At 64.8% G+C, this 13310-nt stretch carries 14 protein-coding genes; 4 read left to right on the top strand and 10 right to left on the bottom strand.

Going from position 1 to position 13310, the window contains the following annotated elements:
• Window positions 1-128 precede the first annotated feature (128 nt).
• A complete protein-coding gene (locus C4301_RS04135; RefSeq protein WP_352413842.1) occupies window positions 129-986 on the top strand; it encodes a sulfurtransferase in 858 nt (285 codons plus the stop codon).
• On the opposite strand, the gene C4301_RS04130 is transcribed toward C4301_RS04135, so the two are convergent.
• The gene (locus tag C4301_RS04130; protein ID WP_352413841.1) at window positions 970-1389 is read right to left on the bottom strand and encodes a SufE family protein; all 420 of its coding nucleotides are present in this window, start codon (window positions 1387-1389) and stop codon (window positions 970-972) included. The two genes, C4301_RS04135 and C4301_RS04130, sit on opposite strands and share 17 nt — an antisense overlap.
• 44 nt (window positions 1390-1433) lie before the next feature.
• Window positions 1434-2111, bottom strand: a complete 678-nt coding sequence (locus tag C4301_RS04125) for an SDR family oxidoreductase (protein ID WP_352413840.1) — start codon at window positions 2109-2111, stop codon at window positions 1434-1436.
• 81 nt (window positions 2112-2192) lie between these two features.
• Here C4301_RS04125 and C4301_RS04120 point away from each other — a divergent pair, with 81 nt between their 5' ends.
• The gene (locus C4301_RS04120) at window positions 2193-2939 is read left to right on the top strand and encodes a cupredoxin domain-containing protein (RefSeq protein ID WP_352413839.1); all 747 of its coding nucleotides are present in this window, start codon (window positions 2193-2195) and stop codon (window positions 2937-2939) included.
• Between the two features lie 159 nt (window positions 2940-3098).
• On the opposite strand, the gene C4301_RS04115 is transcribed toward C4301_RS04120, so the two are convergent.
• From C4301_RS04115 to C4301_RS04090, 6 genes are read right to left on the bottom strand one after another with little or no spacing between them, the layout of a single operon-like run.
• Entirely contained in the window at window positions 3099-4166 is a 1068-nt protein-coding gene (locus C4301_RS04115) for a branched-chain amino acid ABC transporter permease (protein WP_352413838.1), read from the bottom strand.
• Window positions 4167-6017, bottom strand: a complete 1851-nt coding sequence (locus C4301_RS04110) for an AMP-binding protein (RefSeq protein ID WP_352413837.1) — start codon at window positions 6015-6017, stop codon at window positions 4167-4169. It lies immediately after the preceding gene.
• Complete coding sequence (locus C4301_RS04105) at window positions 6014-6766, bottom strand: ABC transporter ATP-binding protein (RefSeq protein ID WP_352413836.1); 753 nt, start codon at window positions 6764-6766, stop codon at window positions 6014-6016. Before C4301_RS04105 ends, C4301_RS04110 begins: the two co-directional genes overlap by 4 nt.
• A gap of 2 nt (window positions 6767-6768) precedes the next feature.
• Window positions 6769-7545: an ABC transporter ATP-binding protein gene (locus C4301_RS04100; protein WP_352413835.1), complete on the bottom strand. Its 777-nt coding sequence runs from the start codon at window positions 7543-7545 to the stop codon at window positions 6769-6771.
• Window positions 7546-7556: 11 nt separating this feature from the next.
• A complete protein-coding gene (locus C4301_RS04095) occupies window positions 7557-8429 on the bottom strand; it encodes a branched-chain amino acid ABC transporter permease (protein WP_352413834.1) in 873 nt (290 codons plus the stop codon).
• The gene (locus C4301_RS04090; protein ID WP_352413833.1) at window positions 8429-9610 is read right to left on the bottom strand and encodes an ABC transporter substrate-binding protein; all 1182 of its coding nucleotides are present in this window, start codon (window positions 9608-9610) and stop codon (window positions 8429-8431) included. Before C4301_RS04090 ends, C4301_RS04095 begins: the two co-directional genes overlap by 1 nt.
• Before the next feature lie 142 nt (window positions 9611-9752).
• Between C4301_RS04090 and C4301_RS04085 the strand changes: the two genes are divergently transcribed.
• On the top strand, window positions 9753-11135 hold the full coding sequence (locus C4301_RS04085) for a lyase family protein (protein ID WP_352413832.1): 1383 nt from the start codon (window positions 9753-9755) through the stop codon (window positions 11133-11135).
• On the opposite strand, the gene C4301_RS04080 is transcribed toward C4301_RS04085, so the two are convergent.
• Together C4301_RS04080 and C4301_RS04075 are read right to left on the bottom strand one after the other, a co-directional pair.
• Window positions 11104-12063 (bottom strand): NAD-dependent epimerase/dehydratase family protein, encoded by a 960-nt coding sequence (locus C4301_RS04080; RefSeq protein WP_352413831.1) that lies wholly within the window; start codon window positions 12061-12063, stop codon window positions 11104-11106. The genes C4301_RS04085 and C4301_RS04080 overlap by 32 nt on opposite strands.
• A 158-nt stretch (window positions 12064-12221) precedes the next feature.
• Window positions 12222-12794: a thioredoxin family protein gene (locus tag C4301_RS04075; protein ID WP_352413830.1), complete on the bottom strand. Its 573-nt coding sequence runs from the start codon at window positions 12792-12794 to the stop codon at window positions 12222-12224.
• Window positions 12795-12810: 16 nt separating this feature from the next.
• On the opposite strand from C4301_RS04075, the gene C4301_RS04070 reads away from it, so the two are divergent.
• The coding region (locus C4301_RS04070) for a Rossmann-fold NAD(P)-binding domain-containing protein (protein WP_503012386.1) at window positions 12811-13310 on the top strand (500 nt) is incomplete at its 3' end.

The raw sequence follows: 13310 nt of genomic DNA, 5'->3' as shown, positions 1-13310 counted from the left end.
GATCGGCCAGCCCTTCCGGGTGGCTACTCCCCGTCTTCCTTTATAGCAGAAAAGGGGAAGCGGGGCAAGTGTGACCCAAATCCTGATATGAAAAGACTCAGGGGTATAATGCCTTTGGGAGGTGAAGGATGGGCTACGCACACCCTGAGGTATTGGTCAGCACAGACTGGGTGGCTGAGCACCTAAACGATCCAAAGGTGCGGGTCCTCGAGGTCGACGAAGACATCCTCCTTTACGATACCGGGCATATCCCCGGGGCGCTTAAGGTGGACTGGCAGAAGGACTTCTGGGACCCTGTGGTGCGGGACTTCATCGACGAGGAGGCCTTCGCCCGGCTGATGGAAAAGTGGGGCATCTCCAACGACACCACGGTGGTCCTCTACGGGGACAAGAACAACTGGTGGGCGGCCTACGCCTTCTGGTTTTTCAAGTACAACGGTCATCCGGATGTCCGCCTCATGAACGGTGGGCGGCAGAAGTGGGTGGAAGAGGGGCGTCCCCTGAGCACCGAGGTGCCCTCTTACCCTCCGGGCCAGTACGAGGTTCCTTACCGGGATGAGTCCATCCGAGCCTACCGGGATGAGGTCCTGCAACACATCCTCAAGGTCAAGGAGGGGAGGGGAGCCTTGGTGGACGTACGGAGCCCCGAGGAGTACCGGGGGGAGCTCACCCACATGCCCAACTACCCCCAGGAGGGGGCCTTGCGGGCGGGGCATATCCCAGGGGCGAAGAACATCCCTTGGGCCCGGGCGGTGAATCCAGACGGCACCTTCAAGACCGCGGAGGAGCTGAAGGCGCTGTACGAGCCTTTGGGGGTGAGCAAGGACAAGGAGGTGGTGGTCTACTGCCGCATCGCGGAACGGTCCAGCCACTCCTGGTTCGTCCTCAAATACCTCCTCGGCTACCCCAAGGTGAAGAACTACGATGGGTCCTGGACGGAGTGGGGGAATGCGGTCCGCCTCCCCATCGCTAAGGGGGAGGAGTGAGGGTGCGCACCTGGTTTTGAAGCCTCAGGAGGGCGGCCTCGAGGCCCCTAAGCCGTAAGGGCGTGAGGATGGCCTCGAGGCCGGCCCCGCGGTAAAACCCTGGGGGCACAGCAAGGATGGCCTCCGGGGTTTCCCCATCTAGCCCCTCAAACAGGAGCCCAGCAAAGGCCCGGACCGTGGGGGCCTCCTTAGGAACCTCAAAGTAGAGCCGGACCCGCCCCTCCTCCAGCTCCGCCCGGACGAAGAAGGGGGTCTGGCATTCGTGCACCTGTTCCAGCCTCCCCCGCTTCTCCTCGGGGACCGGAGGGAGACGGCGGGCGTACTCGAGGAGGGCCTCGGTCTTGAGGGGGACGGGCAGGGCGGCCAGGGTCTGAATGGCTTGTTCCAGGCGCTTGGGCAGCATAAGCTTAGCGTAGCCTTTTCACGCCCTCGGCATGCCTCCCTGGCTCACCGGGGCTGGGTGGGGCGGAGCTCGATTTCGCTGGGGATGATCCGGCTGGGAGTGGAGAGGACATAGAGCACCGCCTGGGCCACATCCTCGGGCTGGATCTTCCAGGCCTGGCCCGGGGTGTTCCCAGCGAAGCCTGTATCCACCGAGCCGGGAAGGATGGAGACCACCCGGATGCCCTTTTCCCTCAGATCCAGCATGGCCGCCTGGGACAGTCCTAGAAGGCCGAACTTGCTGGCGTTATACGCCGCCCCTTCCTTGAAGGCGTTTTTCCCGGCAAGGCTTCCGATGTTGATGATCACCCCTTGGCCCCGCCTAAGCAGGGCGGGCACGGCCGCTTTGATCCCGTAGAAGGCCCCGGTGAGGTTGGTTTCCAAAACCTCCCGCCACTCTACTGGGGAGAGCTCATGGACGGGGCGGAAGATCCCGATTCCGGCGTTGTTCACCAGGGCATCCAGGCCGTCGAAATGGGCTTCGACCTGGGCCACGGCCCTTTCCCAGTCCTCGAGGCGCCGCACGTCCCCAAGAAGGGGCAGGGCAAGGGAACCCAGCTCCTGGGCCACCTTATGGACTTCCTCGCTCCGGGCCAGAAGCCCCACCCGGTGCCCCTCTTTGACCAAAGCCTGGGCGATGGCGCGCCCGATGCCCCGGCTGGCTCCGCTGATCAGGACCACCATAGGCCTTCATTCTACACCGTCCGACATCCAAAGGGTTGCGTGGGCACGTAATATTAGGTAATATTAGATGGGAGGAAAACCATGTATAGGCGCCTCTGGGGTTTGGTGCTCGTCTTGGCCGGTATCGTGGGGTTGCTGGTCTGGGCCCACGGGAAAGGGGGTCCTGAGGTCCGGTACGCCGCCCTTTCGGGGCAAGGCCTTAAGGGTACGGCGGCGATCCTGGCCTGGCCCGGCCGGGGGATAGAGGTCTTTGTCTATCTGGAAGGCCTGAAGCCGGGCTCAGGGAGCTATGCCAACCACATTCACTACAACGAGGCCGGCAACGCCAACTGCAAGGCGCAAAACGGCGACAAACTCCTGGGGTTATCCCCTTTGGTCCCCGATGCCAATGGCCGGGCGGTGGCCTACACCCGTCTTTCGGTCAGCGTGGCCTACCCCAAGGGGAGCACCTATGTGAACGTTCATGCCAATGCCCCTACGCCGGTGGGGGGAAGCATCGCGTGTGGGGACGTAGAGGTGGTGGGGGAGTCCTACGGGGAGGCAACCTCTGAGCAAGGAGGGGTGGCGGCCTGCCCCGAGGTGATCGAGATCCGGGACTTTGCCTTCCATCCAAACCGCTGTTTTGTTAGGGCGGGCGGGCAGATCCGCTTTGTCAACCAGGATGCGGCGCCTCATACTGCAACCAGCCGGGATGCCCCAGCCCCCTTTGACACCGGGACCCTCAAGCAGGGCCAGACCTCTTCCCCCATCCTTCTGACCACAAAGGGCAGCTACACCTACTTCTGCCGCATCCATCCCTCGATGGAGGGCCGGATAGAGGTCCGTTAGGGCACGGGCCGGACCCAGGGTTCCAGGCGATTCAGGAGATCGCGGGCCAGTGGGATGCTCGGGGCAGGGTCGCGCCGGCCGGTTCCCCTAGGTCGGGGCGGTGGCCCGGCGTGATCGGCCCAAGGAACCGGGCCGCTTAGCCGATCCGTCCACCCCCTCTTAGTAGGGCAAGGGCCAGGTGCGGAAGTAGTCCCTCACCCGGCCCCAAAGCCCCACCAGGCCTCGGGGCTCGAGGATGAGGAAGAGGAGGATAAGCCCACCAAAAGCCACGTTTCGCCAGGCGGCGAGGCTCGCTGCGTACGCCGGCCCGAAGGCGCCCACTAGGGCGTTTAGAAGCTCGGGGACGAGGAGGATGGCGAGGGCCCCCAGCACCGACCCCAAGACGGTGCCTGCCCCTCCCACGATGACCATGGCCAGGTACTGGATGCTCACGGTGAGGGGGAAGTACTCCGGGGTTACCGCCCGGTAGAGCTGGGCCAAAAGCCCCCCGGCCACCCCTGCGTAAAAGGCGGAAAGCATAAAAGCGAAAAGCTTGGCCCTCACCAGGTCCACCCCGGCCACCTGGGCGGAAAGGTCGTTGTCCCGTACGGCGAACCACCCCCGCCCAGCCCGGGTGGAAAGGAGGCGTTTGCCGTAGAAGAAGAGGGGAAGGGCCAGGAGGAGAACAAGGTACCAGAGCTCCTCCGGACGGGCCAGCTTGATCCCGAGGATCTCGGGTGGGGGTAGGGTTCTTCCCCGGATCCCTCCGGTAAACCCCTCCCAGTTTTTAAAGACGTAATCCGCCAAGAACTGGAAGGCCAAGGTGGCGATGGCCAGGTAAACCCCCTTGATGCGCAAGGAGGGCAGGCCCAAAACGAGCCCCACGGCCCCCGCCACCGCTCCGCCGAGGAGGATGCCCAAGGGGGCCAGGGGTCCTGCCAGATGGCTTGCAGTGTAGGCCCCTAGGCCCAAGAAGGCGGCGTGGCCCAGGGAGATCAGCCCCGCTCCCCCTACCAAAAGGTGAAGGCCCAGCGCGGCCAGGGCCCCGATGCTCACCAGGAGGGTGACGTACATAAGGTAAGGGGAGAGAAAAGCGGGAAGAAGGAGGAGGAAGAGTAGAAACCCCCAGAGGGCAACCCGGCCCAAGGGGGTGTTGGCGTAGGCTTCGTCCTCGCGGTAGGTTTCCCGCACCGCCCGGGCGAAGCGACGGCTGAAGGCATCGGTCAGTGCTTTGGAGAGGGCGTACATTTAAACCTCCTGAACCTCTACCTCGGCCTCGAGGCGGCCCTCGCCCTCGAGGTAGCGGATGGGCAGGCTGAGGCCCACCCGTCCCCCCTGGCCGTAAAGGGCCTCGATCAGCGGGCGGTAACGGCTTTCCACCACCTGGCGGCGCACCTTGCGGGTGCGTGTGACCTCCTCGTCGTCGGGGTGGAGCTCCTTGGGCAGAACGGCGAAGCGTTGGATGCGAAGCCTTTCCGGCAAGGCCTGGTTGACCATGCGGATCTCCTCGGCGATGAGGGCCCGGACCTCGGGCTGCTCCGTGAGGCTTTGGTAGGTGGTGAAGGGGATGCCCCGCCTTCTGGCCCAGTTTTGGACGTTTTCCGGGTCTATCTCGATGAGCGCGGTGACGAAAGGGAGGCCGTGCCCCAGCACCACCGCTTCCCGGATATAGGGGGAGTACTTGAGCCGGTTTTCTAGGAACTGGGGGGCGAACCGGGTTCCGTCCACCAGAGCCCCCACCTCCTTGAGCCTTCCCAGGATGATGAGATGCCCCCGCTCATCCAACACACCCGCGTCTCCCGTCCGGAGCCAGCCGTCCTCCGTAAAGGCCTCCTGGGTGGCCTTTTCCGCTTTGAAATACCCCTGGAAGACCTGGGGCCCCCGGACCAGGACCTCCCCTTCTTCGCTGATCCGCACCTCTGTGCCCGGAAGGGGTGGGCCCACGGTCTCCGGGGGGGCTTCCTCGCGGTGGGCACAGGTGGCGGCGGCGGTTTCCGACTGGCCGTAGACTTGGCGGATATCCAACCCCAAGGCGCGAAAAAAGGTAAAGACCTCTGGGCCCAAGGGGGCCCCCCCCGTGACGGCGATCCGGCAGGCGGCCAGGCCCAGCCGGGCGCGGAGGGGCCGGGCCACCAGGGGGTAGAAGAGGGCCCGGGCCAGGTTGAGGAGGACCCCCACCCGTTCCTTGCGAAACTCCCGGCGGGCCCCCTCCAGGAGGACCCTCATCCCCGTGGTGTAGACGGACCGCTTTAGGGGGTCCGCGTCCTGCATCCGGCTTTGGATCCCGCTGGCCATCTCCTCCCAAAGCCGGGGGGGGGCAAGGAAGAACTCGGGCTGGACTTCCTTAAGATCCTCCCGTAGGGTAAGGGGTTCCTCAGGGAAGTGGACCACGCTTCTTTCCACCACCGTTTGGACCACGGTGAGCATCTGCTCCCCGATCCAGGCCATGGGGAGGTAGCTGAAGATCCAGGCTCCCTTTTGGAAGCCCAAGGCGTTCCCCAGGGCGAGGTGGCCCGCAATGAGCTGGCGGTGGGTGAGCATGGCCAGCTTGCTCCGGGCGGTGGTGCCCGAGGTGGGGGCCAGGAGAGCGACCTCGTCTGGGTGGCGGCGCTTCAGGTCTTCGGCCACCTCCTTGGCCTCGCCGAAGGCTTTGCTGAAGGGGCGGATCTTCCCCTCAAAGTGCCGGCTCATCCCCGCCTCCTCCCAGACCAGAACGAAGTCCACAAGGTGCAGGTGGGGCAGGACCTTATCCAGCTGTTCCTCGTCCGAGAGGACGATGCCCCGGGCGTTGGTGAACTCGAGGAAATACCCCACCTCCTCCGGCATGGCATCCGCGTAGATGCCCATGGGGTAGGCCCCAAGCGCCTGGGCGGCAAGCTCGCTCAGCACCCATTCGGGGGCGTTGTGGCCCAGAATGGCCAAAACCTCCCCTTCCTTAAGCCCCATGGCCTTAAACCCCGCCGCCAGGCGTTGGGTTTTTTCCCAAAGCTCCCGCCAGCCCGTCTTCTGCCAGATGCCGTGCCGTTTGACCCTTAAGGCGGGGGCTTCGGGGTGGGTCTGGGCGTGGGTCTGTAGGTATTCCAAAAGCGTTCCCTTCACACCGCACCTCCCAGGTACGCCTCCGCCACCTTGGCGCTTTTCTTGACACCCTCGGGCCCTCCGAGATAGAGGACCTCCCCGTAGGAGAGGACCAAGACCTGGTCGGAAAGCTCCAAGACCGCTCTTAGGTCATGCTCCACCCAGAGAAGGGTGATTCCCCACTCCTCCCGAGCATCCAGCAAGAACCGTGCCAGGTCCTGCTTCTCCTCCAGGGAGAGGCCGGCCATGGGCTCGTCCAAAAGGAGAAGCCTGGGCCGCCCCGCCAAGGCCCGGGCGATCTCGACCCGCTTTTGCAGGCCGTAGGGCAGCATTCCCGCAGGGGTGTGGCGGTAGGGTGAAAGATGGAGGTAATCCAAAACCTCCTCCGCCCAGGCCCTGAGCCGCCATTCCACCTGGGCCCTGGGAAAAAGCGGAGGGTAAGGGGGCAGGGCGAGCTCCGCCCCCAGCTTGACGTTGTCCAAAACGCTCATCCCCCGGAAGAGCTCAAGGCCCTGGAACGTCCGTCCCAGCCCCAGCCGGGCCCGGGCCTGGGGGGAAAGGCCCCTAAGGGGTCTGCCTTGGAAAAGGACCTCCCCCCGGCTTGGGGAATAGACCCCAGAGAGGATGTTCAAAAGGCTCGTCTTGCCCGCCCCATTGGGCCCGATCACCGCGAAAAACGCCCCTTCCTCCACGGAGAAGCTCACCCCCGAGAGGGCCTTGACCCCCTTGAAGGAGAGGTGGAGATCCTTGACCTCGAGAATCGTACCCATCCTCACACCCAGCGTTTGCGCCTGCGGTAGCGTTTGGCCTGGCGGAACCCTACCACTTCCTTGCCCAGGTAGAACTCCATCACATCCTGGTCCTTTTGCGCCTCTTCCCGGCTTCCCTCAAAGACCACCCGGCCTTGCTCCAGGACATAGACCCGTTCCACCAGGCCCAAAGCCGCCCGGGCGTTTTGTTCCACCAGCAAGAGGCTTAGGCCCTTTTCCCTCCTTAACTCGTCCAGCGTGCGCATCACTTCCTCCACCAACTTGGGGGCGAGGCCCAAGGAGGGCTCGTCCACCACCAGAAGCCTGGGACGGGTGAGAAGGGCCATGGCCAGAAGGAGCATCTGCTGCTCCCCACCGGAAAGGTAGCCGGACTGCTCCTTGCGCCGTTCATAAAGCCTGGGAAACCGGGTGAAGACCTCCTCGATCCCCTCCTTGAGCTCGCGGGCCGGGAGCCTGTGGCCGGCCGCCATGAGGTTTTCCACCGGGGTGAGGTGGCGGAAGAGGGGCCGGCCCTCCAAGACCGTGGTGAGCCCCAAGGCCGAGACCCGTTCCGCCGGGGCGTGGGTGGTGTCCTGGTTGGAAAACCGGATATGCCCGTCCAGGACCCTTCCCTCAAACTTGGGCAGAAGCCCGGCCACCGCCCGCACCAGGGAGCTTTTCCCCGCCCCGTTCGGCCCCAGAAGGGCCACCGCCTCCTTTTCCCCCACCCGAAGCGAGACCCCCTGGAGGGCCAGGATCACCCCCTGGTAGACTATTTTCAGATTTTCTACAAAAAGCATCCCGCCCCCCTTTAGACCCGTTCGATCTCCCGTTGGCCGAAAAGGCCGTAGGGCCTCACGAGGAGGACCAGGAAAACCAGGAGGAAGGGGACGGCCTCGGTAAAGCCGGGAAGGAGGGGCTCGAGGAACCGCTGGGAGAGGGCTTCGATCACCCCCAGGAAGAGCCCGGCCACCACCGCACCCCCCACGGAGTCCAGCCCGCCCAAGATGGCCACCGGAAAAACCTTAAGGCCCATCAGGACCAGGTTGGGCCCAAGCCCTCCCGCCACGGCCACCATCGCCCCGGCCAAGGTGGCCAGAGCGCCGGAGAGCCCCCAGACCAGGGCGAGGAGCCGTCGGGTGGGGATGCCCAAGGCCAGGGCCGCCACCTCGCTTTCCGAGATGGCCCGGACCAGGACCCCGTACCGGCTTTTCTGGAGGAGCCAAAGGAGAAAAAGGGCGGTGGGGGCGCCTAAAAGAAAGCTCCAAACCGCCCGGGAGGAGAGGTAGAGGCCTCCAAGCCCGAACCCCAGCTCGGGCAGGCCGGTGGGGAAGTACTTGAGGTCCGCCCCCCAGACGAGGAGGACCCCTCCGTCCAGCGCCGCGGCCAGGCCGATGGTGGCCATGATCACCGCCACCACGTTCCTACCCAGGAGGGGCCGGACAAACCCCCGCTCGACCAGAAGGCCGAAGAGGAAGGCCAAGGGCAGGGCGAGGAGGAGGGCCAGAGAAAGGGGCAGGCGGAGGGAGAGGGTGTAGGTCAGGTAGGCCCCCACCAACAAAAACTCCCCGATGGCGAAGTTCACCACGCTGGTGGCCCGGTAGACCAGGACAAACCCCAGGGCCAAGAGGCTGTATAAAGCCCCGTTGCCTAGGCCGCCAAGGAGGTAGGGCAGGATGTCCATTAGCCCAGGGTGATCCAGTCGGTGATGGCGTCAAACCGCCCGTCTTTGACGTTGGCCCGGTAGAGCTTGGTGTAGGGAAGACGGTGGTTGACGAACCTGTACCCTTGGGAAAGGCCAAAAGCCGTATAGTCGGAGATCTTCTCCAGATACTCCGCCAACCCGGCCCGGTTCAGCTTCCCCGCCTGGGCCGCCCGGCGCATGGCCTCCGCGATGGTGAAGATGGCGGCCGCGCCGCCCATGTAGTAGGTGGTCCGGTAGGAGACATCCCGCCCCTTGCTCTGACGGAACCGCCTCAGCTCCTGGACACCCTGGTTCAGGCTGTCGTACCAGTACGGGTTGTGGTAGGTGACGATAAAACCCTCCGCCGCAGGCCCCGCCCTTTGGATGAGGGCGAGCTCCGCGGAGTAGTAGGTGCCCATGAAGCTGGCCTTTAGGCCTTGTTCCCTCGCCGTGCGCAGGATGAGGGGTTCGGCGGAAAGGGCGTACCCCTGGAGGAGGACAAAGTCGGGATTGGCCCGGCGCAGGTTCAAGACGATGGGGGTGGCGTCGGTGAGGCTCGGAGGCGTGACCTCCTCGTGGACGATCTCCATCTTGAGCTCCGGGGCCCGTTTTTTGGCGTAGGGGATGGGGTCGCGGCCGAACTCGGTGTTGGAGTAGACCAGGGCCACCCGGGCCCGGCCCTTGGTGCGCCGGATCTGGCGGAGGAGGGCCTCAAACATGTCGTTGTAGGTGGGACCGAAGACGTAGATGGTGGGGTATTTCTCCGGGTCGGCCAGCTCGCTGGAAAAGCTGGTAGCGGAAAAGGGAAGGCCCAGCCGGGTCACCTCAGGGGCCAGGGCCTTGGCCGTGCCCGTGGAGTCTCCGTAGACGAAGAGGAGTTCCTCGGGGCGTTCCCGGGAGACGATCCGGTTAAAGGCGGCGGTGGCCTTGGCCACGTCATAGCCCGTGTCCTCCACCACGAGCTCGAACCGCCTACCCCCGATGCCCCCAAGGACCTCGTTCACGTACTCCGCCGCATCCCGAAACCCCTCGAGGCCCGCCTGGCCTGCAAAGGCAAAGGGGCCGGTAAGGGGCAGAAGCAGACCCACCTTGACCGGCCTGGCCTGGGAAAAGGCGATGTGCGGAATACCCAAGGCCGCTGCGACACCGATACCCGTCTTCAAGACCTCCCTGCGTTTCATGCCACACCTCCTCTGATTTGCACCCAGTATAACACGGCTCCACCGTCTGGCAAGCCCCCAGAGGACGCGAGGGCATATTACCGACCGGTTGGTAAGCTTACCGTATCCGAGGGCCCCGACCTTTGTCAAGTACCATGGGGGCATGCCCCGCTGGCACGCGACGTACCGCCGCTGGGTCCTTGCCCGCCAGTACCGGTTGGCCAGGGAGAAGCTCGCCCCCTATTTCTTTGATGCCCTCACCGCCTACGCCCTGGGTCTGGCCAGGCTGGGCGTGGAAAAAGCGAACGAGGCGGCAGAGGCCTTGAGGGAGCTTCGCACCCTGCCCCTTCCCAGTTTCACCGGCGAGGTGGAGGACGTCTTCTTCTCCATCTATGTCCAGCTCGAGGAACACTGGGGAAAGGAGGTGGCGGGAGCGGTCCGTCGGGGGCTTTCCCGGAACGACCTGGACATGACCGTCTTCCGGAGCTACCTCCGGGACCGACTCCTTGCCCTTTTAGGGGACCTCCTCCGGCTCAGGCGGCAGCTCCTTCGCCTCTCGGGGGAGCACCTGGGGACCCCCATTGTGGTCTACACCCACCACCGGCCGGCCCAGCCCACCGCTTTGGGCCACTACCTCCTAGGGGTAGAAGGCCTCCTTGCCCGGGACTTTCACCGGCTTCTCTCCGCCCTTTCCACCCTCAACCGATCCCCTTTGGGGGCGAGTGCGCTGGCGGGGAACCCTTATGGGGTGGACCGGGTTTACCTGGCCCAGCTTCTGGGGTTTGAGGGCCCCGTGGAGAACACCCTGGACGCGGTGGCCGCGGGGGATTACGCCGCAGAGCTCGCCGCCGCCCTCTCGATTCTGGGCTCCAGCCTTTCCCGCCTTATCCACGACCTCCTGTTCTGGGCCGAACGGGGAGGGTTTCTGGTGGGGGAGCAGGTGGCCCAGGGCTCGAGCCTCATGCCCCAGAAGCACAACCCGGTGGTTCTGGAGCACGCCCGCATCTATGCCGGAAGGCTCCTGGGGGGGGTTCAGACCCTTCTGGCCCTCGTCCACAACACCCCCTTTACCGATTTAAACGACCACAGCACCGGGGTGTTGGAGCCCCTGGATGAGGTTTTGGAGGTGGGGGAAGGGGCGCTGGAGCTCCTTAGGGTGGCCTTGGAGGAGAGCGCCTTTGTGCCGGAGAACCTGGTCTTGGGCCTCGAGCCTGCGCTTTTTGCTTCCGAGGCGGTGGACCTCCTGGTGCGGAAGGGCCTTCCTCTGGACGAGGCCTACGCCCGGGTGCGCCGGGCCCTTCCCGATCTTCGCCCCGAGGCCTTGGGGGTTTCGGAGGGGGAATGGAAGGAGATGCTCTCCTTAGAGGCCTTCCTCGAGCGGAGGAGGGTCTTAGGAGGGGCCTCCAGGCCGGCCCAACAAGCGAGCCTCCAGCGGGCGAGAAAGCGCCTCAAGGAGGACTTGAAGGCGGTTTCCGCTTACAGGGCCCGCATCAAAAGGGCGCGGGGCTTTCTCCTTACCCTGGGGAAGGGGCCGAGCGCCCTTTAAACCAGGCGGCGGTCCGGGCCACCCCTTCTTCGAAGGCCACCTGGGGCCGCCAGCCCTTTTCCATAAGGCGGGCGGGGGAGAGCACGCTTCGTTCCAGGTCGCCGCTCCGGGGTGGGGCGGGATGGACCTCTATCCCTTTTTGATCCTTGCCCAAGGCCTTGGCCACGGCCCGGAGGACCTCCTGGGTGGTACGGCCCTCCCCCGTGCCCACGTTGTAGACCCCCTCGAGCTCAAAAAGGGCCAAAGCGTGGGCCTCCACCACGTCCTGCACGTAGATGTAGTCCCGCACGCACCCCTCGTCCCCCTGGGTTTTGCGGGCGTAAAGGGTGACGGGCTTCCCCTCGAGAAGCCTCCCGATGAAGATGGCCACCACCCCCGCCTCCCCATGGGGGTCCTGCCTGGGCCCGTAGACGTTCCCATAGCGGAGGGAGACCCATTTTAGACCGTAGTTCTGTCCGTACACCGAGAGGTAATGTTCAAAGGAGGCCTTGCTGGCCGCGTAAGGGCTTTTGGGTTTCGGGGGCCAGTCCTCCGAGGCCCTTTCCCCTTCCGGAACCTCCCCGTAAAGCGCCCCCCCGGTGGAGGCGAAGAGCACTTTCTCCACGCCAAAGGACCGTGCCGCCTCCAGAAGGTGAAGCCCGCCCAGGAGGTTGATGGAAAAGTCCAGGTAGGGGTCCTCCACGCTGACCTTGACCGAGGCCTGGGCCGCCTGGTGGGAGAGGTGGGTGGGCCGGAAGTCCTTAAAGGCCCTGTGGACCCCCTCCTTGTCCCTTAGGTCCACCTCGTAGAGGCGCACGCCCTGGGGGAGGTTTTCCCTTTTGCCTGTAGCGAAGTTGTCTAATACCGCCACCTCGAGGCCCCTTCTCAACAGGTCCTCCGCGATGTGGCTCCCGATAAACCCAGCTCCACCGGTGACAAGAACGCGCATACGCTCCTTTCCTTCGGGGCTTCCTCCCCGAGAGACCTGGGCCATTCTACCGCCAGGGATGCCCATGCCAAGCCACCCTTAGGCCCTGGCTTTAGACCGAGCCAAGGGCCAGGCCTCTCAACCTCCTTCACGCCTTTCGCGGCCGCACCGGGCCACCGCTAGGATTTTTGAATCGCCACCTCGGGTTCGTTGCCCGGCCGCCACTTGATGGTGCACCCGATGGCCTGGGCCACAGGGGAGGGGGGCTCCTTCCCGGCCAGGAGGGCCTCAATCGCCTCCTTCAAGGTGTGTTCCCTTACCTCAGCGGGGAACTTGGGGTTGTCGTTCACCCGGCCGTGGTAGCGCAGGAGGCGCTTCTCGTCAAAGAGGAAGACCTCTGGGGTGCGCAGGGCCTTATAGGCCTTGGCCACCTCCTGGGTTTCGTCCACCAGGTAGGGGAAGAAGAGGCCGTTCTCCTCGGCAAACCGGGCCATCCCTTCGGGGCTGTCCTCGGGGTATCTTTCCCAGTCGTTGGGGTTGATGCCCACGAAGGCCACCCGGCCTCGGTAGGTCTTGGCCAGCTCCACCAGCTCCTGGATGGACCCCTTGACGTAGGGGCAGTGGTTGCACATGAAGACCACGGCCAAAAGGGGCTCCTGAAAGGCCGAAAGCCGGTGGGGCCTCCCGGTGTAGTCGGGAAGCTCCGCGTCAATCAGGGGGCTACCCAGGGGAAGTTCAGGATAGACCAGCATGGTTTTAGTATAAAAGGTGTACCTGAAGATCGCGGAGGAGATCAGAAGGCTTCTCCTTATGGGTCTCGAGCCTCCAAAGCGGACCGTTCTCCCCATTCCCGGGGGCAGTTTCCTCACCATGCCCGCGGCGGATGACCGGTTTGCCCTGTGCAAGCTGGTCACGGTGGAGCCGGAAAGGACGCCCTCCGTCTTTGCCGAGCTTTGGGTGAAGGATCTGAGGACGGGAAGGGTGCACCACCTCGAGGCCGAGGAACTCACCCAGAAAAGGACCGCCGCCCTCTCCCTCCTGGCCGCCTTGACCTTGGCCCCGGAAAGGGAGGGGGCGCTCCTTCTGGTGGGGGCGGGTCGGCAGGCGGAGGCTCATCTGGAGGCCTTTTGCGAGGGCCTGACCATACGCCGGGTCTATGTGCGGGGAAGGGGCCTAGAAAGGGCGCGTCGCCTTTTGGAAAAGGCCCGGGGCATGGGGCTTGCGGCGGAGCTCTGGGAGGGGGAGGCGGTGCCAGGAGAGGTCCGGTT

This window comes from Thermus sp. (assembly GCF_040290245.1).
Lineage (GTDB): Bacteria > Deinococcota > Deinococci > Deinococcales > Thermaceae > Thermus_A.
The sequence above is the reverse complement of the archived record's forward strand: the minus strand, read 5'-3'. Positions and strand labels throughout refer to the sequence as shown.

Excerpts from the sequence above, each read along its gene's own strand:
- C4301_RS04075 (WP_352413830.1), bottom strand. The coding sequence starts at position 12,794 with ATGCTGGTCTATCCTGAACTTCCCCTGGGTAGCCCCCTGATTGACGCG.
- C4301_RS04120 (WP_352413839.1), top strand. The coding sequence starts at position 2,193 with ATGTATAGGCGCCTCTGGGGTTTGGTGCTCGTCTTGGCCGGTATCGTG.
- C4301_RS04100 (WP_352413835.1), bottom strand. The coding sequence starts at position 7,545 with ATGCTTTTTGTAGAAAATCTGAAAATAGTCTACCAGGGGGTGATCCTG.
- C4301_RS04115 (WP_352413838.1), bottom strand. The coding sequence starts at position 4,166 with ATGTACGCCCTCTCCAAAGCACTGACCGATGCCTTCAGCCGTCGCTTC.
- C4301_RS04085 (WP_352413832.1), top strand. The coding sequence starts at position 9,753 with ATGCCCCGCTGGCACGCGACGTACCGCCGCTGGGTCCTTGCCCGCCAG.
- C4301_RS04080 (WP_352413831.1), bottom strand. The coding sequence starts at position 12,063 with ATGCGCGTTCTTGTCACCGGTGGAGCTGGGTTTATCGGGAGCCACATC.
- C4301_RS04105 (WP_352413836.1), bottom strand. The coding sequence starts at position 6,766 with ATGGGTACGATTCTCGAGGTCAAGGATCTCCACCTCTCCTTCAAGGGG.
- C4301_RS04130 (WP_352413841.1), bottom strand. The coding sequence starts at position 1,389 with ATGCTGCCCAAGCGCCTGGAACAAGCCATTCAGACCCTGGCCGCCCTG.
- C4301_RS04135 (WP_352413842.1), top strand. The coding sequence starts at position 129 with ATGGGCTACGCACACCCTGAGGTATTGGTCAGCACAGACTGGGTGGCT.
- C4301_RS04090 (WP_352413833.1), bottom strand. The coding sequence starts at position 9,610 with ATGAAACGCAGGGAGGTCTTGAAGACGGGTATCGGTGTCGCAGCGGCC.
- C4301_RS04125 (WP_352413840.1), bottom strand. The coding sequence starts at position 2,111 with ATGGTGGTCCTGATCAGCGGAGCCAGCCGGGGCATCGGGCGCGCCATC.
- C4301_RS04095 (WP_352413834.1), bottom strand. The coding sequence starts at position 8,429 with ATGGACATCCTGCCCTACCTCCTTGGCGGCCTAGGCAACGGGGCTTTA.